The organism is Neobacillus sp. WH10, assembly GCF_030123405.1.
GTDB lineage: Bacteria > Bacillota > Bacilli > Bacillales > Cytobacillaceae > Neobacillus.
The window spans coordinates 3,547,400-3,567,462 of the sequence record NZ_CP126110.1 but is presented as its reverse complement, the minus strand read 5'-3'; the positions used below and the strand labels follow the sequence as shown (position 1 = coordinate 3,567,462).

The window sequence follows — 20,063 nt, the reverse complement described above, 5'->3', positions numbered from 1 at the left end:
ATTTTAGTTGGAGAGAACGTTCTTGATTAAAGTGCTGACAATTTCAGGGTATAAACCGTTTGAATTAGGAATTTTTAAAAAAGACCATCCATCCGTATTATTTATTAAAGCCGCCATCAAGAAATCTTTACTGCCTATGATTGAGGATGGCTTAGAATGGGTGCTGATTAGCGGTCAATTAGGGGTAGAACTTTGGGCTGCTGAGGTTATATTTGAATTTCAGAAGGAATTTCCCGATTTAAAGCTGGCGGTAATCACTCCGTTTCTTGAACAGGAGGCATCCTGGAATGAAACAAACAGAGAATGGTACGAGTCAGTTTTGGCTAGGGCAGATTACATCGATTCTGTATCGAAAAAGGGATATGAGAAGCCTTGGCAGTTTCGCTTAAAAAATCAATTTTTTATCGAAAAAAGTGATGGCCTTCTTCTCCTTTATGATCATGATAAGGAAGGTAGTCCGAAGTATTTGTATGAGCTGGCAATTCAATATCAAAAAAATCACGCCTTTTCGATTGACTTAATTACATTTTACGATCTACAAATGATTGTAGAGGAAGAACAGTTTAAACAAGCAGATTTTTAAGGAATGTTTAAGCAGTTTACCCATATAATGAAATGATTTTACTAACCATCAATTTAAAAAACAAAAGAAAATTGACAAAAGGACTTATTTTTGAAAAAATAATAGTTAATGATTGGCTAAACTTGAGGTGATTTGAATGTTGGCTGATAACGTGAAATTAACAGCTAAGGATATTTTAGAAAAAGAGTTTAAAACCGGTGTTCGAGGTTATAGACAGGAAGATGTTGATAAATTTTTGGATTTAATCATTAAAGATTATGAAATGTTCCATCAAGAAATAGAAGAACTGCAAAATGAAAACATAAGGCTTCGTAAACAGCTTGAGGAATCGTCAAAAAGACAGCCTGTGGCACAACCAGCTGGGACGACTAATTTTGATATTTTAAAAAGATTATCTAATCTGGAAAAACATGTTTTTGGGAGTAAACTATACGATTGACAGTTTGTAAAGTAATTTCCTAATAATAACCATTGAATTAGCAGCAGGAAATACATATAATAGAAAAGTATCATTAATGACGTTCGGGTAATCGCTGCAATGAGCTTTACGCGAATTGTTGAGGAAAGTCCATGCTCGCACGGGCTGCGATGCTCGTAGTGTTCGTGCCTAGCGAAATCATAAGCTAGGGCAGTTGGGCGTAAGTCCAATTGACGGCCGGGAAAATACCTAAGTCTTTTTAGGATATGGTATGTGTACCTATAAAAGTGCCACAGTGACGTAGCCTTTCTAGAAATGGAGAGGGTGGAACGGGTAAACCCCACGAGCGAGAAACCCAAATAATGGTAGGGGAACTTTCTCTGAGGAATTGAACGAGGAGAAGGACAGATTTCAACGTGAATCTGTAGATAGATGATTACCACCTAAGTACGAGACTAATCGTCGTTTGCAGTACTATGGTACAGAACATGGCTTACAGAACGTTATTAATGGGAATGTATGCTGGATAAGAAACGGCTCTCCTGAATTGGGGAGCTTTTTTATTGGTAATTATGGCATTCACTTATTGTTTTTTGTCTATAATGAAAGCGTATATACAATTGTTCTAGGAAATTGAAAACATACATACAATTGAATCTTACTTAAGGGTGAAGATATGGGAAACTATCAAATAATTGCTACAGCGGCAATGGGGCTAGAAGCCTTAGTTGCAAAAGAAGTACGATCGCTTGGTTATGAATGTGAAGTTGAGAATGGGAAGGTTACCTATACCGGGGACGAAGCTGCTATTGCCCGCAGTAATTTGTGGCTTAGAACGGCTGACAGAATAAAAATCAAGGTTGGCGAATTTAAGGCCTTCACCTTTGATGAATTATTTGAAAAGACGAAAGCACTGCCGTGGGAAAAATTCCTGCCTGAAGATGCAGAATTCCCTGTCATCGGAAAATCTGTAAAATCAAAACTTTTTAGTGTTTCTGATTGCCAGGCAATTGTCAAGAAAGCCGTTGTTGAACGTCTGAAAAAGCATTACAAGAGGAGTACTTGGTTTGAGGAAAGCGGTGCTCTCTACCGTATTGAAGTCGCCTTGTTAAAGGATATTGCGACTATTACCATTGATTCGAGCGGTCAGGGTCTACATAAGCGGGGCTACCGGATTGACCAGGGGGAAGCACCATTAAAGGAGACACTTGCAGCCGCGCTTGTGATGTTAACTAATTGGAAGGCAGACCGCCCCTTTATTGATCCTTTCTGCGGTTCTGGGACCATTCCCATAGAAGCAGCAATGATAGGACAGAATATTGCTCCAGGATTTAACCGAGAATTTGTTTCGGAAGGTTGGAATTGGATATCTCCAAAGGTCTGGGATGAAGCTCGGAATGAAGCTGAAGACTTGGCGAATTATGATCAGTTCTTAGACATAGCGGGATCTGATATAGATCATCGGATGGTAAAAATTGCTCAGGAAAATGCCTTTGAGGCTGGTTTTGGTGATTTGATTCACTTTAAGCAGATGCAGGTGAGAGACATTTCAACAAGTAAGGAATACGGTGTCATTGTCGGAAATCCCCCATACGGTGAAAGACTTGGGGATAAAAAGGCCGTCGAGCAAATGTATAAGGAAATGGGGCAGGCATTTAGTAAGCTTGATACGTGGTCGATTTATATCATGACATCGAATGAAGAGTTTGAGCAATATTATGGAAAACCAGCAACTAAGAAACGGAAGCTGTTTAATGGATTTATTCGAACAGACTTATATCAATATTGGGGAAAACGACCACCACGTGAGGTTGATCCGAAATAGCTTTCATGATTATTTAAAAATTTATACGTCGAGTGCTAATCCTAGCGCTCTTCTTTTTTTGGAGGTAAACTATGCAAAACCGGATGCCGTTTGATGTTTCCAAAACTGAATCCTTCTATGACAAATTAGGAGAATGGATTGGTGACATATTTTATGATATTTTGCCCGAGGCAGGCTTCGAACTGAGGGATGAACAAATTTACATGGCTTTTCAATTGGAAAAAGCCTTCAAGGATAAAAAAATAATGTTTGCTGAAGCAGGAGTTGGAACAGGGAAGACGATTGTGTATTTGCTATACTCGATAATGTATGCAAGGTACACAAATAGGCCTGCTGTGATTGCCTGTGCCGATGAGACCCTAATTGAGCAGCTTGTAAAAAAAGAAGGAGATATTGCCAAGCTTGAAAAGGTTCTCGGATTGAATATCGATGTTCGGCTGGCAAAATCACGAGATCAGTACCTGTGTTTAAAAAAGCTTGATCTGGTTCGGAATAATGATATATCAGATGAGATATCTGATATTTATCAAAAACTGCCTGATTTTATCCACATTGGCGGCTCGATGCAGTCTTTTGAAAGGTATGGAGACAGAAGGGATTTTCCTAATTTATCAGATGAAAAATGGAGCAGCATCAATTGGGATACTCTTCAGGATTGTTTTTCCTGTGAAAAACGCCATCGCTGCGGGTTGACATTGCACAGGGAATACTATCGGCATGCAAAGGATTTAATCATCTGTTCCCATGATTTTTATATGGAGCATATTTGGACAAAGGAATCACGAAAGCGCGAGGGGCAGCTGCCACTGCTGCCTGAGCATTCTTCCGTTGTTTTTGATGAAGGACACCTGCTTGAATATGCTGCGCAAAAAGCGTTAAGTTACCGTTTTACCGATTATACATTAGATACGCTGCTTACAAGGTTAATGGAAAATGAAGTGCGCGAGAAAACATTGTACACGATTGAAGAAGCGCTTTTAGATAATGAATCATTTTTTGATGCCATTTCACAATTCACCGAGCTTACAAAAGGATCTGAAAAACAAATTATTACAAAGCATCCTTTAGTATTGAAAACATGCAGGAAGCTGCTTTCAACTCTTCAATCCTTAGAGGAAGAACTTGTATTCGAAAGCGAGTTATATGTTATTAGTGAGTATGATTTAAAAATTGTTGAGGAGTATTTGGAGCAAATCACCTATTCTTTATCGCTTTTCTTACAAGAATTGAATGGAATCACATGGTTTGAAGAAGGCGGGGGGGAACGAACGCTGGTTATTATGCCAAAAATGGTCGAAGAAGTGATGCGTGAAGAGGTGTTTTCACAGAAAAAGCCGTTTGTTTTTTCGTCTGCAACACTGTCCAACCAAAAATCGTTTGACTATATAGCAAATAGTCTTGGAGTGAAGGATTACCTATCCTTTTCTGTTGCATCACCATTTGTCTATGATGAAAAGATGGAAGTCTATCTACCACGCTTTCATAAAGGAAGCATGGAAGATAAAATTAATTATCTTATAAAAATGATTGATCACTCAGAGGGTCGGGCTCTAATACTTTTAAACAATAAAGAAGAACTATCGCTTATTAAAAAGCAACTATCAGGAGTAATTCCTTATCCAGTTTATTTTGAAGGTGACGAGGAGATAAGCACACTCGTTTCAAAGTTTCAAAATGAGGAACATGCGATTCTATGTTCCATTCATCTCTGGGAAGGTCTTGATATTCCGGGAAGATCACTTGAAAATGTCTTGATTTTTTCACTTCCCTTCCCGCCTAATGACCCGGTTTTTACTGCAAAGAGAAATGGAGTAGACAATCCATTCTTGGAGGTGGATTTACCCTATATGCTCCTCCGGCTAAGGCAGGGTGTAGGACGATTAATTCGGAGTGAAAAGGATCAGGGAACGGTTCATATCATGATAGAAAAAGATATTGATTTTAACGTATTACAGAGTGTTATAGACGCCATTCCAACAAAGCCAAGAGAATCATAAATAATAAAAAAAACGGAAGCCCTGAAAAGAGTGCTTCCGTTTTTTTATCACCTTCCTAAAAATAAACATTTTATTATTAATAGAATAACTCTTTTTGTAATGCCTCACGGTCGATTAGGTAAAATCCATCGTCATCAAGGGTAACGTATTCTTTTTTCTTCACATGATTGATGGTTCTACTAACTGTCTCTCTAGAAGTGCCAATCATATTGGCTAATTCTCGATTGGTGAACTGGGTTGTAAGCTTGTAATGTTCTCCTGCCCTCTCACCGTTTGATTTACAAAGTCTAATAAGAAGTAAAATAATTTGTTCATACGTATTATGGAGAACTTGTGCTTCCAGTCTTCCTTGCAGATCAACAATCTTTTCGCCTAACACTTTAAATAGTTTAATGCACAGTTCTGGATAGGAAATAAGGATTTCTTCAAATTTGTCAATCGGGATGACAATGAGATAGGCATCTTCCATCACCTCGGCATGTGCCGGGAAATTCCCTTTTCTAAAAAATCCTGCATGGGGAAACATTTCACCAGGCTCAAGGACGGAGATTAATTGTTCTTTACCTGAGTGATCTGTTTTACAAATTTTGATTTTCCCGCTCTGTATAAAGAACACGCGGTCAAGAAGATCATCCTGCATAAAAACATACATCTTATGTCTATAAAAGCGCGTTTGAGCAATCTTAATGATTGGATCAAGCTCTGCTAAAGATAATTCTTTGAAGATAGGGACGTCAGACAACCGTTTTATTATATCCTCCTGCTTCATTTACATCACCTTCATATTATTAATTCGATTTAGTTACATTGTAGCAATGATTTTAAAGTGAATATGTGACCACCATCATAGTTGACTCGTTTTATTGAAAACAATTCTCATTGATGTGACAAAAATCACAACTAAAGAATGAGGAGCTTCACATAGTGAAAAATTCATCAAAGTTACAATACAAATGTGACAAAAATTGAAAGGATGAATTTGGCATGGAAATACAGCGGGGAACAAAGGCAATAAAAGTGGTGAAAACAAATAAAAATGGCCTCTTGAAATCTGTTTTAATTGCTACCATTTTAATTAGCTTCACTGTTTTGCTAGTTGGAGGCTATTGGATATTTAAGGAACAAGCACCTAGACCATTAAAAGTAACGAATGAAAAAGGCGATGTCCTTTTAACAAAAGCTTCTATTATGGGAGGTCAGGCAGTTTTTCAAAAATACGGTTTAATGGACTACGGTACAGTTTTAGGACACGGTTCTTACATGGGTCCAGACTATACGGCAGAAGCCCTAAAAATTTATACAGAAGGAATGCAAGATTTTAAAGCAAATAAAAAGTATAGTAAGGATTATGTCTCGTTAAATGAGGATGAAAAATCCGTTATTAAAAATAATGTCATTAAAGAAATGCGCAAAAATCGCTATGACAGCAGTAAGGATACAATGGTATTAACTAATGCACAAGAGTTCGGACTTGAGAAAGTAAGAGCACATTATAAAGAAGTATTTTCAAAAGGTGACGGCTGGGGATTAAGTGCAAACCTGATTAATGAAGGGGATATGCCTAAAACAGATCGTGCCTATGTTGCACAAGGCGACCAAATTACGCAAATATCTGATTTCTTCTTCTGGACAGCTTGGCTCTCTAGTACCGTTCGTCAAGGTGATAAAATTACCTATACAAATAACTGGCCTTACTATGAAGATGCCGGAAACCATTTATCCTTTTCGGCAATCTGGTGGAGCGGTGCGAGTATCACGCTATTTGTTTTAATGGTTGGAGTTATTCTTTTCTTCTTCTACCGCTATCAATTTGGGATGCAAGAAGCGTATAAAGAGGGTAATTTTCCACGAATTGATTTACGCAAAATGCCAGTGACAAGTTCTCAGGTAAAGAGTGGAAAATATTTTGTCATAGTTTCCGCATTATTCTTTGTTCAATGTATGTTTGGGGCACTATTAGCCCACTATTATATTGAGCCGGATAGTTTCTTTGGTTTGAAGTGGATTCACGATTTTCTACCATTTAATATTACAAAGGGTTATCATTTGCAGCTAGCTATTTTCTGGATTGCAACTGCTTGGCTTGGAATGGGTATTTACATAGCTCCACTAGTAGGAGGATATGAACCCAAGAAACAAGGATTATTAGTCGATATTTTATTCTGGGCATTGGTTGTCCTGGTTGTCGGCAGTATGGTTGGAGAATGGCTGGGTGCCAATGGCTATTTAGGAAACAATTGGTTCTTATTCGGACACACAGGCTGGGAATATATCGAATTAGGACGAATTTGGCAGCTGATTCTGATTGTCGGAATGCTCATCTGGCTGTTTATTGTTTATCGAGGAATTAAGGCGGGGCTTAAGCGAGAAACCGATAAGGGCGGCCTAGTCCACTTATTATTCTACTCAGCAATTGCAGTACCTGCATTCTATATCTTTGCCTTGTTTATCAATCCAGGAACAAGTTTTACATTTGCAGATTACTGGCGCTGGTGGATTATCCACTTATGGGTTGAAGGTATTTTTGAAGTATTTGCTGTTGTTGTAATTGGTTTCTTATTGGTTCAGTTAGGCCTAGTAACGAAAAAATCAACAGTAAGACAGTTGTATTTTCAATTAATTTTACTTCTTGGGAGTGGAGTAATCGGAATTGGACACCACTACTACTATAATGGGTCTGCTGAAATTTGGATCGGACTTGGAGCTGTGTTTTCTGCTATGGAAGTAATTCCATTAACATTATTGATTCTTGAAGCATATGAACAATACAAAATGATGCGCGCTGGTGGTTTTGACTTCCCGTACAAAGGTACTTTTTGGTTTTTAATCTCAGTTGCCATCTGGAACCTAGTTGGTGCAGGTGTGCTTGGATTCTTAATTAATTTACCGGCCGTAAGCTATTTCGAACATGGGCAGTTCTTGACACCAGCACATGGTCATGGGTCTATGATGGGTGTATACGGTATGTTTGCTTGTGCGGTACTTCTTTACTCATTAAGAAATATTGTGAAGCCAGAGGCCTGGAATGACAAATGGCTGAAATTCAGTTGTATCATGTTGAACGTAGGTCTTGCAGGAATGGTCTTCTTATCCTTACTTCCTGTCGGATTCATTCAAATCAAAGAAGCATTCAACCATGGATACGCTGCATCCCGTTCAGCAGCCTTCCTACAAAAAGATCTTGTCCAAACATTACTAACCTGGCGTGCGGTGCCTGACACCATTTTCCTTATTGGCGTAGTGGTATTGATGTTATTCTGTGTAAAAGCACTCTTTAATTTGCGAAAACCAACGCATAAAGAAGGGGAAAGACTTCCAGTAAAAGATTTAGCATTGGATGAAGAATAATAGAAAAAATCCGTAAAGCTTAGCTTTGCGGATTTTCGTTTTCTTTCATAAGTTTTTCATAACATTCAAAACAGTAAATCTCTTTTTCTTCTGTATGGACACCGTTAAAAAAACCATCTATGCAATAGACATCTTTTTTACAGCATTTACATAAACTCACTAATTCCCTCAATTTTCCAGCCTCCAGACACATCATATTAATAAAATCATGTATTAGGTGTGATACGAAGCATTTTCATATAATGATGCTTACTTATTATAAAAGAGAAGTTAACAATCTAAAAAGGAGTGATTAATGAAGTAATTTTTTGGTTTTAAGTGTCTTTGAAAAAACCAGGTCCCTTAACTCTTTCTACTCATTTTACGTAAGTAATTTTATTTTCTAGGTTACATCCTCTTTTCCCTTTATCTTTATTTTACAACAGAATTTCTTTTCTGTTGTTTTTTTATCCAGTTAAAGCCATACAACAACTTTTTTTCAGAAAAATATGGTAAAATTTATCTGTCAGTAAGAGAGGGGGATTTCCAATGAGTTTTGTACAATTAGAAAAAGAATTTTTGGATTATGTAAAAAAAATGTCTGCTTATAATGAAGCACTAGGATTAATTTATTGGGATCTTAGAACGGGTGCTCCCAAGCAGGCGGTGGAACAACGGTCGGAAGTGATCGGAATGTTATCTTCTGAAGTATTTAAAATGTCTACATCCGAGGAGATGGCAGCTTACATAGCCAATTTATCAAAACAGCCGATTTCCGAAAAAACGAAAAAGATCCTCGAAGAGTGCAAAAAAGAATATGAGCGAAACAAAAAAATACCGGCCGAAGAATACAAAGAGTTTGTCATACTCCAATCAAAGGCAGAAAGTGTCTGGGAGGAAGCCAAGGAAAAGGCTGATTTTGCATTGTTTAGTCCATACCTAGAAAAGCTAGTTGCAATGACAAAACGGTTCATCAGCCATTGGGGCTATGAGGAAAATAAGTATGATGTTTTATTAGACATGTACGAACCTGGTATTACGATGGAAGTATTGGATCAAGTATTTGGCGAACTAAGGGAAAAAATTGTCCCTTTGGTCAAACAGATTTCTGAGTCCTCCAATAAGCCCAAAACAGACTTCATATTTGAAAGATTTTCTAAGGAAAATCAACGCGAATTTAGTTTGAAAATCCTCGAAAAAATGGGTTATAACTTCAATGCAGGAAGACTTGATGAAACCGTTCATCCTTTTGCAATCGGTTTAAATCCCGGAGATGTCCGTGTGACCACAAGGTATGATGAAAACGACTTTCGTACAGCTGTTTTTGGTACAATTCACGAGGGAGGTCATGCTTTATACGAACAAAATATTTCAAAATCCTTGATTGGTACACCGCTTTGCACTGGAACTTCAACGGGAATTCACGAATCGCAGTCTCTTTTCTATGAGAATATTCTAGGACGAAGTTTTTCATTTTGGAAAAATAACTACAACTTATTGAAGTCATATACAAATGGTCAGTTTGATCAAGTTGAAATAGAAGAATTCTATCGTGCAATTAATGAATCTAAGCCATCACTGATTAGAATTGAAGCAGACGAATTAACCTACCCGCTTCATGTGATGATCCGGTATGAGATTGAAAAAGGGTTATTTAATGATGAAATTGAAGTGAAAGACCTGCCAAGGATTTGGAATGACAAGTACGAAGAGTACTTAGGCATTCGTCCTGAACATGACGGAGTGGGAGTACTTCAGGATGTCCATTGGTCTGGTGGCAGCTTTGGTTATTTCCCATCCTACGCATTAGGGTATATGTATGCTGCACAATTTAAGCATAAAATGCTCGAGGAGCTTCCAAATTTCGATCTTTTATTAGAGGAAGGTAACCTCCTCCCGATTAAAGAATGGCTGACAAAAAATATTCATCAATATGGAAAAATGAAGAAGCCGCTTGAAATCTTACAGGATGTCACAGGAGAAGGCCTAAATGCTAAATATTTGATTGATTATCTTTCTGAGAAATATGGAAAGGTTTATCAGTTAAATTGAAGAAAATCATACCCATTATATTCATTGCAATAAGTGCATCATTATGGGGGATTATTGCAATATTTGTAAGGAAACTTACTGAAGCAGGTTTTACCCCGATGGAAATTGTTACGATAAGGGTTGTCACAGCTGGAATATTGCTCGGATTTATTGGAGTAATAAAATACCCAGTACAAATGAAAATCAATTTTCCTGATATCGGACTATTTATTGGAACGGGGATCTGCAGCATTGTTTTATTTAATTGGTGCTATTTTTCTGCTATTAATCAAATGAATTTGTCGCTTGCGGTGATTTTATTATATACAGCACCAGCTTTTGTAACTATATTATCCTATATATTTTTAAAGGAAAATATGGATTCCACTAAAATACTATCCGTATTAGCGACTATTGTTGGCTGCATATTGGTTGCCGGTGTTAATCTAAATGCTGCGACAGCCATTCGTCCAATCGGGATTCTAACAGGGCTTGGGGCAGGCTTTGGTTATGCCTTATACACGATATTTGGTAAATTTGCTTTGAAAAAATATTCAACCTTTACGGTAACCTTGTATACCTTTATTGTCGCATCGCTTGCATTACTGCCATTGACACATCTCTGGGATAAATGGAGCCTCCTTATGAGTGGTGAGATTCTTTTTTATGGTATCGGTCTAGGCCTATTTCCTACGGTAATCGCTTATTTACTTTATACAAAAGGACTTGAAAAAGTAGAAGGAAGTAAAGCAGCCATTATTGCCACCGTAGAACCAATTGTTGCTACTATTTTAAGTGTTTTTCTGTATGATGAAGGTTTTGGTGGCATCCAAGCAATCGGATCAATGGTAATCCTTTTTTCAGTTCTATTTATTAATCGTTCTAAAAAAAGCAAAGGGAAGATATATAATAAAAAGGCTTCAATCTAGGATTGAAGCCTTTCACATTAACTTAATAATAAAATTGACTTACCATTTACTCCAAGTTTGGAATCCCTTTGACCCTGGAGGTGCATTTTGAATGATATCAATAAACGGAATCGTGTAAGCGAACAGAATTAGGGCCGCTGTAATACCAAGCCATAATTTCCAGTTTTCAAATACCATTGGTGCTTTTTCTTCCGGGTTTTCTGCTTCAGCAACTGGGAATTCCTGTTCTCCTTTAGGAGCAAAGAATGCAAGGTTAATAAAGATGATCAGCACTAAAATAATTCCAAGGAATAATATCGAGCCGCCAACTGCCTGAGCGACTTGGTAAGGAATCCACTCAGCCGCTTGCTTTGCACCGCCGTACGTAGAGAATGCAGAACGTCTTGGTCCGCCAAGAAGACCTTGGAAATGCATTGCACCTGACATGAAAGTCATACCAATGAACCAAACCCACGCTTGAATGATGGCTAATTTATTCATGGCTTTCGTTAATTTGCGTCCAGTTAAATGCGGAACCAACCAGTAGGAAATTCCAAAAAACGTTAACACAACGGATGTTGCAAGTGTTAAATGGAAGTGACCTGTTACCCAAATGGTGTTATGCACGACTTGGTCCATTTGGTTAGAAGCATTGATAAGTCCACCGGCTCCGGCAGGAATAAAACTTGCCATACCGATAAATGGAACAATAAAGCGGGCGTCGCCCCATGGAAGCACTCTAAACCAGCCAAAAAGACCTGTCGCTCCCTTAGACCGTCCATATCTCTCAAATGTTGCGAATAGAGAGAAAGCAGTCATTAAGGAAGGAATAACTACCATGAAAGTAAGAATTACTTGGAAAAACTTCCAAGCAGGATCAATTCCAGGCTCTGTTAGTTGGTGGTGAAAACCAACCGGAATGGAAAACAGCAAGAACAAAATAAAGGACAATCGTGCTAAAGAATCTGAGAAAATTTTTCCACCAATAATTTTTGGAATAATCGCATACCAGCACATATAAGCTGGTAGTAACCAGAAATAAACAAGCGGGTGTCCAAAGTACCAGAACAACGTCCGGCTGACTAAAACATCTACAGTATCAACTAAACCTAGTGACCAAGGAAGTAACTGGAATAGGACAGTTGCAGCTACACCTAAAGTCGCGACAATCCACATTACCGTATTGATTACTGCCATAAAGCTTAATAATGGACTTGGCTGACCAGGATTGTTTTTGCGCCATCTTGCATAGGTCATGATCTGAGCCGCACCATCAAGCCAGCTTCCGACAACGACGAAGGTTAAACCTAAGTAAAAAATCCAGTGTGCTTTAAGTGGTGCATAAAATGTATAAAGAACAGATGCCTCTTTAAGAAGAACCATTGTAGCTGCCATTAACGTACCGATTAACATGACCCAAAAGCCAATCCAGCCAGTGCGGCGTGCGGCGTTCGAATGTCCGCCGGTTGTTCTGCTTACGGCAGCATATTGGAATCCCATAATGAAGAAGGTTGTTAACACAAGACCCATTAATACCCCATGGACTGTTAAAATTTGATAATAATCAATTCCCCATGGAAGTTCCCATTTTCCGGAGCGGACAAGGGTTTGCAGGAGACCCATTAATCCTCCAAGAGCAAGTGCTGAAAAGGCAACAAAGAAGTGAGCCATTGAAAGCTTTGCATCACGAGGGTCAACTTTTACTTTTGCAGCTGCACTGTTAACCATTATTTTACCACCTCAATCATCGAACTCATTAAATGGTGCCCGGCACCACAATATTCATTACAAACAATTAAATATTCGCCTGCTTTGTCAAATGTTGTTGTATATTCGCTGACATAACCAGGTTCAAGCATCATATTAATATTTGTCCCAGCCATTTCGAAGCCATGGATGACGTCTTTTGTTGTGGCAATGACTTTTACTTTAGCACCAAGCGGTACTTCTACTTTAGCCGGATTATAAGAGAAAGCGGATGCTACGTAAACTAATTCGTAGTCCCAATCTTTTCCTTCAACTTTGTGAAGTCCTGGTTTGTCAAAAGGTTTGGTTTGATCTACCTTTTCAGGATTAACAGTTGTTAAACAGCTTGGCGGTTTGTTGCCAAGATAGAAGGCGCTAACACCTATTACTGCTAAAAAAATGACAAGGCAGCCAATACCGAAAGTCAGCCAAATTTTTTCAAATTTATGCATGTGCATAACTTTTTCCCCCTTCAATCATTAAAAACGGTCTACGAATAGGTAGTAAACACCTACCCAGGTGACAATAAGAAACGCTCCCAATAAGAAAACGGACGCTAATGTCCCTTTAAGAGAAGAGCTGTCTTCTACTTCTGTTTTTTGTTTTGTATTCAGTTCCGCTTTCGCCATCCCCTTGCACTCCCTTCAGAAAATTGAATTAAATAAATAAGTTCTCTTTCATAATACAAAACAATCGTGAAAGTAAACTATGAAATTTCGAAATTCACAAATTGTTCATACCTTAGGTATCTACTATGTTAATGTTAAAAACTTGATGCAACAGTGATTTTTATCACAACGAATCAGGTGTAAATGTGAAGAAAATGTGAACTATCAAACCTTCCCTGTGATAAAAGTAATTGAATAATATTTCACAAACAAGAGGGTTTGAGGCGTAAAATTAAAGTCACATTGGTGAAAAATCAAAAATATAATAAAGAGACCCTTCAATCAGTGTTTTTTCCTCTATTAATTGTTAGTCCTGTTGTATGGTCTCAATGATCAAGGCTGTCGCCCTGATAAAGAAGTACGAGCCCGATTGATTCAACAAAGCCGATGAAAAGCACATCGGCAAGTTTCACTGTATCTACCTATCGGGTATTAACTTTCAGTTGATCCCAACTTATTCTTTTTAATTGTCTCAAAGTCTTGAAGCGGGTATCTTACGGCCCGTTAATACAGGATAAAAACAAATGCCTTAATTATCATAGGAAGTGAGTGGTCTAGTTGGAGAAATTCTATTGCGAAAAATGTCGACTTCTATATAATAAAGAAGAATATTGCAAAGTTTGTGGATTATTGGCGAGCAACAAAATAAAGATTGAGGTTCAAAAGCAATCTGAAAAGCAATAATGATATTGGAAATGTTTATATAATGAAGGAAATCTTAATCCAAGTTATAATTTAATTGCACAACAACAACCTTCAAAACGTTTGCTTCCCTGTCTTGGGAAGCTTTTTTTTATCAAATAATTATAAATCCCTCGAATAAATCTTTTGAATGCTGGAAAAAATACCCTTACATATGTGGAAGGAGAATGATGATGCCTGCCATTATTTCTGTATCAGAGGTTATTCCCCCTTTTGAAATTACCCAGAACCAAGCATCTGAGTTTGCAAGAGAACTTTTTGCTGATTCATTTAAGGATATTGAAAGACTGTTAAAAGCCTTTCAGAACGGGCAAATTGAAAAAAGACATTTTGTCAAAAATATTGAATGGTTTAAAGAAAATCATTCTTTTGAAGAGAAGAACTATGCCTATATTGAGTCCGCTGTGATCCATGGAAAAGAAGCGGTTGTGAAATGCTTAACTAATCCTACCTTCCTTAAGAAGAATATTTCTTTTGAAGAGATAGACGCCATTTTTTTTATTTCAACAACTGGCATATCAACCCCAAGTATTGAAGCAAGAATTATGGACCAATTGCCTTTTAAACCACATACAAAACGGGTACCGATCTGGGGGCTTGGCTGTGCCGGTGGTGCAGCCGGATTATCAAGGGCATTTGAGTATTGTTTAGCGTTTCCAAAGGCAAAAGTCATCGTTCTATCTGTTGAACTATGCAGCTTAACATTTCAGAAAAATGACCTTTCAAAAAGTAATCTAATTGGAACATCACTTTTTGCCGATGGAATTGCCTGCGCATTGGTTTGCGGTGATGAAGTAAAAAAAGAGGAGTATTGCAAGAAGGCAGCATCACCTTCGATTATCGCAACGCAATCTACACTTATGCCGAATTCTTTGGATGTGATGGGCTGGGAATTAATGAATACTGGCTTATTCGTCATATTTTCCCGTGATATCCCACATATTATCGAAGGCTGGCTAAAGCCAAATGTAACGAGTTTTTTAGCAGAGCATAAAACCGACCTGGGGCAAATTGACTGTTTCATTGCCCATCCTGGCGGTAAAAAGGTATTGGATGCATATGTAAAGGCTTTAAATATTCCACCTTCCATGAATGAGATTTCTTTGGAGGTTTTAAGGCAATATGGAAATATGTCTTCAGCAACGATATTTTATGTGTTAAGGCGATTTATGGAGATGGACATTCCTAAAAACGCTATTGGTCTAGGAACAGCACTTGGCCCAGGATTCAGTTCCGAATTACTCTTACTGAGGTGGAAATAAATGACTGATCTCCTTCTATTTATAATAGTAATTAGTTTTGTCATCATTCAGCGCATTGTAGAACTTTTTATTGCAAAGGGTAATGAGAAATGGATGAAGCAGCAGGGAGCAGTCGAGTTTGGTGAAAAGCACTATAAGTATATGGTCATGATCCATGTACTGTTTTTTGTCGTATTATCCACCGAAAAGGTTTTGTTTGAAAGGGAGCTTTCCCATGTATGGCCAATTGTTTTTAGTCTATTTTGTTTTGCCCAGTTCATGAGAATTTGGGCAATCACATCTCTCGGAAAGTATTGGAACACGAAGATTATTGTCTTACAGGGGGCGAAGGTGGTTAGGAAAGGCCCATACCGATTTTTAAAACATCCGAATTATTTTGTGGTCGCAATTGAACTGATTACTGTGCCATTATTGTTTAGCGCTTACTATACCGCTTTTCTGTTTACTGTATTAAATGTAATTATGCTGATGGTACGAATTCCTGAGGAAGAAAAAGCACTTAAATCATTAACGGAATATGAAGGAGTCTTTCAAGACTGTAATCGTTTTATTCCAAGGATTGTTAAATAAATGTGACAGTTACACACGGAGTATTGAAAATGATTATCAGTCGTGCTAAAATGAATTTAACAATGAAAATCATTCTCAGGTGAGAGTATGATAAGGAAGGTGTTACATATGGCTTTTGCTTTTGTTGGTGGAACGATTATTATTTATGCATTTGTCATGAAGCACGTCTTAAAAAATGTTACTCAATAAGGAATTGCTTATTTAATTGGCCAAGGTACTGAACCTTGGTCTTTTTTCTGCTAAAAAATTGTTTTTGACAAAAGGGGTGTTAAGATAGGAAAAGTTTGAATTATCGTATAAAATAAAAATTATTACTAAGTTGTTAAGGGGAATAATGAAAATGGTGCAAACAGCCAATCAGAACGAAACTATTCAAACATTAAAACGAAAAATCGTTTCGATATATGAGTATTTAATCAATCAACATGATCCAATACAAGCCGAAAAAGTAAAACAGCTTGCCAAAAAGATAGAGAATCGGGAATTCCTTATAGCGTTCTGCGGTCATTTTTCCGCGGGAAAATCAACGATTATCAATCAAGTTGTCGGGGGAAATTTATTGCCATCAAGTCCGATTCCGACTAGTGCAAACCTAGTGAAAGTTAAATCCGGTGAGGATTATGCGAAAGTATTTTTTAAAAATGAAAAACCTAGGCTTTATTTAGCACCGTATGACTATGATTTAGTTAAAAAATATTGTAAAGATGGTGACAGTATCGAAGAACTGGAGATTAGTAATAGCGATTCCCGTCTGCCATCGAATACAGTGATTATGGATACACCGGGAATCGATTCTGCCGATGATGCACACCGGATCGCAACGGAATCCGCCATTCATCTAGCTGATTTAATCTTTTATGTGATGGATTACAATCATGTCCAAGCTGAATTGAATTTTTTATTTACAAAGGAATTAACGAAGGTCGGCAAAGAAGTTTATCTAGTTATTAACCAAATTGATAAACATAAAGATGAGGAATTAAGTTTTTCAGACTTTCAAAAAAGTGTTGTTGATTCGTTTGCGTCATGGGGAGTCCATCCTGCAAGGATTTTTTATACATCATTAAAGTATAAAGAACACCCTTTTAATGAATTCCAACAGCTTCAAGCTTTTATTGCTGAAAAATTGGATGCAAAGGATCAATTGATCGTTCCATCCATTTTTCATTCATTAAAAAAAATAGCCCAAGATCATGTAAACCAAGCAAATTGGCTGGAAGAAGAGGGGTTTACACCCACTCTTGAAATTTTAAAAGAAGTAACAGAGCAGGAAAAACAAGATATAGTAACCTCCTATCAAAGACTCACCTCCAATCTAAAGAAAATAAAGGAAGGTACGCTTGATAAGGAAAGGGAATTTGATAACAATATAGCCCAAATCATGAAAAGTGCTTATCTCATGCCTTTTCAAACAAGGGAGTTAGCGGAAAGCTTTCTAGAATCCTTTCAGTCAGAATTTAAAGTAGGATTCCTGTTTTCTAAGCAAAAAACCTTAGATGAGAAGAATAAGAGATTAGACAGTTTTTATCAGGATCTGCTTGAAAAAACAAAATCACAGCTTGAGTGGCATTTAAGAGAATTTCTGCTTCGAACCTTAAAGGAATCGGAACTTAATCAAGTCGAGCTTCAAGGTTTAGCGCAATCCTTTTCCATCCCTGTCCCAATTGATTTGGTAATCAATACAGTGAAATCAGGGGCACATGTAACTGGAGACTATGTCATCCATTATACAGAGGACGTTGCCAATGGGATCAAAAGGATCGCGAGAAACCAACTTGCTGATTTTAAAAAGAATTTTTTAGAAGCTTTAAAAAATCAAACGGCTAAGGTAAAGGAACAGGACGAAAAAGAATTATTCAAAATAGAGAGATACGTAAAAGCTATAGAAGGGCTGAAAAAGCTTGAACAAAACAGTTTTTTACGAGAAAAAGCAATCGATGCTCTTTTTATTCAATCTGGAGATTTTCATGAAGATGTGTATGAGCTTTTTGTTCAAGAAGAGGAAGAATATGAAGTGGTTAATTCCACTGAAGAAACGAAATCTTTACAACAAGAAAAGCGAAAATCTGATAAAACAAGTGAAGTACCTTTCATTCTGGATCCAAGGACAAATGATAGCGGTCAAGGTGAAGTCCGATTGAAGAATACTACTGAGAGACTTTATCACGTATCAAAACTAATCAAACCCCTGCCTGGTTTTCAAAAGCTTGCAAAGGAATTAAACGATAAAGCAGAAAGATTAGAAAATAAAGGATTCACGGTTGCGTTATTTGGTGCCTTTAGTGCCGGAAAATCCTCTTTTGCTAATGCCCTATTGGGAGAAAAAGTATTACCTGTTTCGCCTAATCCGACTACGGCTGCCATCAATAAGATTAAGCCGGTTTCAGATGTACATCCACATGGAACAGTTCTGGTTAAGTTTAAGGAGCGAGACACGATGCTTGAGGATGTAAATCGTGCCTTAAAGGTTTTTGATTTACATGCTAATGATTTCTATGCGGGCGCAGAAATAATTGATCAAGTTATGCTTGAGAAAGGGAGAGAAGGAGTTCTAGAGAAAACTCATTTTGCATTTTTACAGGCATTTAAGAAAGGATATTCATCCTTTGTAGAATTACTCGGAACCGTAAAGGAAACTGACATAAAAGAATTTCATGAATTTGTCGCAAAGGAAGAAAAATCATGCTACGTCGAATGGATTGAGCTGTACTATGATTGTGAGTTAACACAAAAAGGAATAACACTCGTTGATACCCCGGGAGCTGATTCCATTAACGCCCGCCATACTGGTGTAGCCTTTGATTACATTAAAAACTCAGATGCAATCCTTTTTGTCACATATTACAACCATGCATTTTCAAAAGCCGACCGAGAATTTTTAATCCAGCTTGGACGTGTAAAGGAATCGTTCCAAATGGATAAAATGTTCTTCATAATTAATGCGATCGATCTTGCAGAAAATGAAGAAGAACAGGAAACGGTGACAGAATATGTCTCAGAGCAGCTAATGAAATATGGAATCAGAAATCCTCATCTGTATCCATTATCAAGTTTGCTTGCCATAAATGAAAAAATGAATTCAAAACTTATCGTAGGTTCTGGAATGAGCAAGTTCGAGCAAGCGTTTTATCATTTTATTTCTAGGGACTTAACGGAGATGGCCATCTCGTCAGCCGAAAAAGAATTTGCTCGAGTGCATGAACTGATAGGCAAGCTTATTCAAAGCTCGAGGGAAGACCATTCAGTTAAGGAGCAAAAACGATCCGAGATTGAAAAGCAAAAGGGGACGATCAAGGAGTTAATGGAAAAACAAACCGCTGAGCCGTTGCAGAACCGTTTGCACATGGAGGCGGAAGAATTAGTTTACTATATTAAGCAAAGAGTATTCTTGCGTTTTGGTGATTTCTTTAAAGAGGCATTTAATCCGTCATCACTTCGAGACGACGGCCGCAATCTGAAAAAGTCGCTGCAAGCAGCACTTGATGAATTTCTCGAAAGCCTTGGTTATGATTTTGCCCAAGAAATGAGAGCAACCACTGTCAGAATTGACCGCTTTATTGAAAGGCTACTTACGGAGTATCAAACAGGGCTCATTAAGAACCTTATAGACATAAACCATGACCTTTCCTTTTCTATATTTGAAAAAGTCCAAAGTGAAGAAATTGATTTTCCAACTGCCTTTATGGGTTTAGACCTTCAGATGTTTGCGAAAGCAATGGCGTATTTTAAAAATCCAAAGGCCTTTTTTGAAAAAAACGAAAAGAAACTCATGAGCGATGAACTTAATAGTATCCTAAATGCACTTGCAGACAACTATTTGAAGCAAGAATCTAATCGGTTAAAAAGACATTATTCAACTGAATTGAATAACGAATTCAATCAGTTAGTAATGCAAATGACTGAGCAGGCGGATGATTTTTATTTAAGCCTTCTTTCAGCCTTAGATGGTGGACTTTCGATAGAACTTTTAACTGACATCCAAGATAAACTTACAGAAGAATTAGCTAAATAAGGGGGCCCTTTAGC

The 20,063-nt window shown here is 37.6% G+C and carries 15 protein-coding genes and 1 other RNA gene; 11 read left to right on the top strand and 5 right to left on the bottom strand.

Annotated elements, in window-relative coordinates; translation table 11 throughout:
• The first annotated feature begins 25 nt into the window (after window positions 1-25).
• The 5 genes from QNH20_RS17095 (at window position 26) to QNH20_RS17075 (ending at window position 4,823) form a co-directional block, all read left to right on the top strand.
• On the top strand, window positions 26-583 hold the full coding sequence (locus QNH20_RS17095; RefSeq protein ID WP_283923437.1) for an SLOG family protein: 558 nt from the start codon (window positions 26-28) through the stop codon (window positions 581-583).
• A 136-nt stretch (window positions 584-719) separates the two neighbouring features.
• Window positions 720-1,022 carry a cell division regulator GpsB gene (gene gpsB / locus QNH20_RS17090; protein WP_283919181.1) on the top strand — a complete coding sequence of 101 codons (303 nt, stop codon included), beginning with the start codon at window positions 720-722 and terminating at the stop codon, window positions 1,020-1,022.
• A gap of 79 nt (window positions 1,023-1,101) precedes the next feature.
• An RNA gene (gene rnpB / locus QNH20_RS17085) (RNase P RNA component class B) lies at window positions 1,102-1,502 on the top strand.
• Between the two features lie 175 nt (window positions 1,503-1,677).
• Window positions 1,678-2,826, top strand: coding sequence for a THUMP domain-containing class I SAM-dependent RNA methyltransferase (locus QNH20_RS17080; RefSeq protein ID WP_283919180.1), 1,149 nt, complete (start codon window positions 1,678-1,680; stop codon window positions 2,824-2,826).
• 71 nt (window positions 2,827-2,897) lie between these two features.
• The gene (locus QNH20_RS17075; RefSeq protein WP_283919179.1) at window positions 2,898-4,823 is read left to right on the top strand and encodes an ATP-dependent DNA helicase; all 1,926 of its coding nucleotides are present in this window, start codon (window positions 2,898-2,900) and stop codon (window positions 4,821-4,823) included.
• 76 nt (window positions 4,824-4,899) lie between these two features.
• Here the strand turns inward: QNH20_RS17075 and QNH20_RS17070 are convergent, their stop codons facing one another.
• Window positions 4,900-5,592, bottom strand: a complete 693-nt coding sequence (locus QNH20_RS17070) for a Crp/Fnr family transcriptional regulator (protein ID WP_283919178.1) — start codon at window positions 5,590-5,592, stop codon at window positions 4,900-4,902.
• 215 nt (window positions 5,593-5,807) lie between these two features.
• Between QNH20_RS17070 and QNH20_RS17065 the strand changes: the two genes are divergently transcribed.
• Window positions 5,808-8,171: a nitric-oxide reductase large subunit gene (locus tag QNH20_RS17065; RefSeq protein ID WP_283919177.1), complete on the top strand. Its 2,364-nt coding sequence runs from the start codon at window positions 5,808-5,810 to the stop codon at window positions 8,169-8,171.
• A 19-nt stretch (window positions 8,172-8,190) separates the two neighbouring features.
• Here QNH20_RS17065 and QNH20_RS17060 read toward each other — a convergent pair whose 3' ends face one another.
• Window positions 8,191-8,343 (bottom strand): hypothetical protein, encoded by a 153-nt coding sequence (locus QNH20_RS17060; RefSeq protein ID WP_283919176.1) that lies wholly within the window; start codon window positions 8,341-8,343, stop codon window positions 8,191-8,193.
• 356 nt (window positions 8,344-8,699) lie between these two features.
• Here QNH20_RS17060 and QNH20_RS17055 point away from each other — a divergent pair, with 356 nt between their 5' ends.
• Together QNH20_RS17055 and QNH20_RS17050 are read left to right on the top strand one after the other, a co-directional pair.
• The gene (locus QNH20_RS17055) at window positions 8,700-10,202 is read left to right on the top strand and encodes a carboxypeptidase M32 (RefSeq protein WP_283919175.1); all 1,503 of its coding nucleotides are present in this window, start codon (window positions 8,700-8,702) and stop codon (window positions 10,200-10,202) included.
• Window positions 10,199-11,110 (top strand): DMT family transporter, encoded by a 912-nt coding sequence (locus QNH20_RS17050; protein WP_283919174.1) that lies wholly within the window; start codon window positions 10,199-10,201, stop codon window positions 11,108-11,110. Before QNH20_RS17055 ends, QNH20_RS17050 begins: the two co-directional genes overlap by 4 nt.
• Before the next feature lie 39 nt (window positions 11,111-11,149).
• Here QNH20_RS17050 and QNH20_RS17045 read toward each other — a convergent pair whose 3' ends face one another.
• The 3 genes from QNH20_RS17045 to QNH20_RS17035 are packed head-to-tail and all read right to left on the bottom strand — an operon-like array spanning window position 11,150 to window position 13,464.
• A complete protein-coding gene (locus tag QNH20_RS17045) occupies window positions 11,150-12,817 on the bottom strand; it encodes a b(o/a)3-type cytochrome-c oxidase subunit 1 (protein WP_283919173.1) in 1,668 nt (555 codons plus the stop codon).
• Entirely contained in the window at window positions 12,817-13,293 is a 477-nt protein-coding gene (locus tag QNH20_RS17040; RefSeq protein WP_283919172.1) for a cytochrome c oxidase subunit II, read from the bottom strand. Before QNH20_RS17040 ends, QNH20_RS17045 begins: the two co-directional genes overlap by 1 nt.
• A 21-nt stretch (window positions 13,294-13,314) precedes the next feature.
• Window positions 13,315-13,464: a cytochrome c oxidase subunit 2A gene (locus QNH20_RS17035; protein WP_283919171.1), complete on the bottom strand. Its 150-nt coding sequence runs from the start codon at window positions 13,462-13,464 to the stop codon at window positions 13,315-13,317.
• A gap of 914 nt (window positions 13,465-14,378) precedes the next feature.
• Here QNH20_RS17035 and QNH20_RS17030 point away from each other — a divergent pair.
• The 3 genes from QNH20_RS17030 (at window position 14,379) to QNH20_RS17020 (ending at window position 20,049) form a co-directional block, all read left to right on the top strand.
• Complete coding sequence (locus QNH20_RS17030) at window positions 14,379-15,467, top strand: type III polyketide synthase (protein ID WP_283919170.1); 1,089 nt, start codon at window positions 14,379-14,381, stop codon at window positions 15,465-15,467.
• Window positions 15,468-16,037, top strand: a complete 570-nt coding sequence (locus QNH20_RS17025; RefSeq protein WP_283919169.1) for an isoprenylcysteine carboxyl methyltransferase family protein — start codon at window positions 15,468-15,470, stop codon at window positions 16,035-16,037. It abuts the gene before it with no gap.
• A gap of 340 nt (window positions 16,038-16,377) precedes the next feature.
• Window positions 16,378-20,049: a dynamin family protein gene (locus tag QNH20_RS17020; protein ID WP_481858108.1), complete on the top strand. Its 3,672-nt coding sequence runs from the start codon at window positions 16,378-16,380 to the stop codon at window positions 20,047-20,049.
• Window positions 20,050-20,063 lie beyond the last annotated feature (14 nt).

Coding starts and splice junctions, on each gene's coding strand:
- gpsB (WP_283919181.1), top strand. CDS start 720: ATGTTGGCTGATAACGTGAAATTAACAGCTAAGGATATTTTAGAAAAA.
- QNH20_RS17080 (WP_283919180.1), top strand. CDS start 1,678: ATGGGAAACTATCAAATAATTGCTACAGCGGCAATGGGGCTAGAAGCC.
- QNH20_RS17075 (WP_283919179.1), top strand. CDS start 2,898: ATGCAAAACCGGATGCCGTTTGATGTTTCCAAAACTGAATCCTTCTAT.
- QNH20_RS17070 (WP_283919178.1), bottom strand. CDS start 5,592: ATGAAGCAGGAGGATATAATAAAACGGTTGTCTGACGTCCCTATCTTC.
- QNH20_RS17065 (WP_283919177.1), top strand. CDS start 5,808: ATGGAAATACAGCGGGGAACAAAGGCAATAAAAGTGGTGAAAACAAAT.
- QNH20_RS17055 (WP_283919175.1), top strand. CDS start 8,700: ATGAGTTTTGTACAATTAGAAAAAGAATTTTTGGATTATGTAAAAAAA.
- QNH20_RS17045 (WP_283919173.1), bottom strand. CDS start 12,817: ATGGTTAACAGTGCAGCTGCAAAAGTAAAAGTTGACCCTCGTGATGCA.
- QNH20_RS17040 (WP_283919172.1), bottom strand. CDS start 13,293: ATGCACATGCATAAATTTGAAAAAATTTGGCTGACTTTCGGTATTGGC.
- QNH20_RS17035 (WP_283919171.1), bottom strand. CDS start 13,464: ATGGCGAAAGCGGAACTGAATACAAAACAAAAAACAGAAGTAGAAGAC.
- QNH20_RS17030 (WP_283919170.1), top strand. CDS start 14,379: ATGCCTGCCATTATTTCTGTATCAGAGGTTATTCCCCCTTTTGAAATT.
- QNH20_RS17025 (WP_283919169.1), top strand. CDS start 15,468: ATGACTGATCTCCTTCTATTTATAATAGTAATTAGTTTTGTCATCATT.
- QNH20_RS17020 (WP_481858108.1), top strand. CDS start 16,378: ATGGTGCAAACAGCCAATCAGAACGAAACTATTCAAACATTAAAACGA.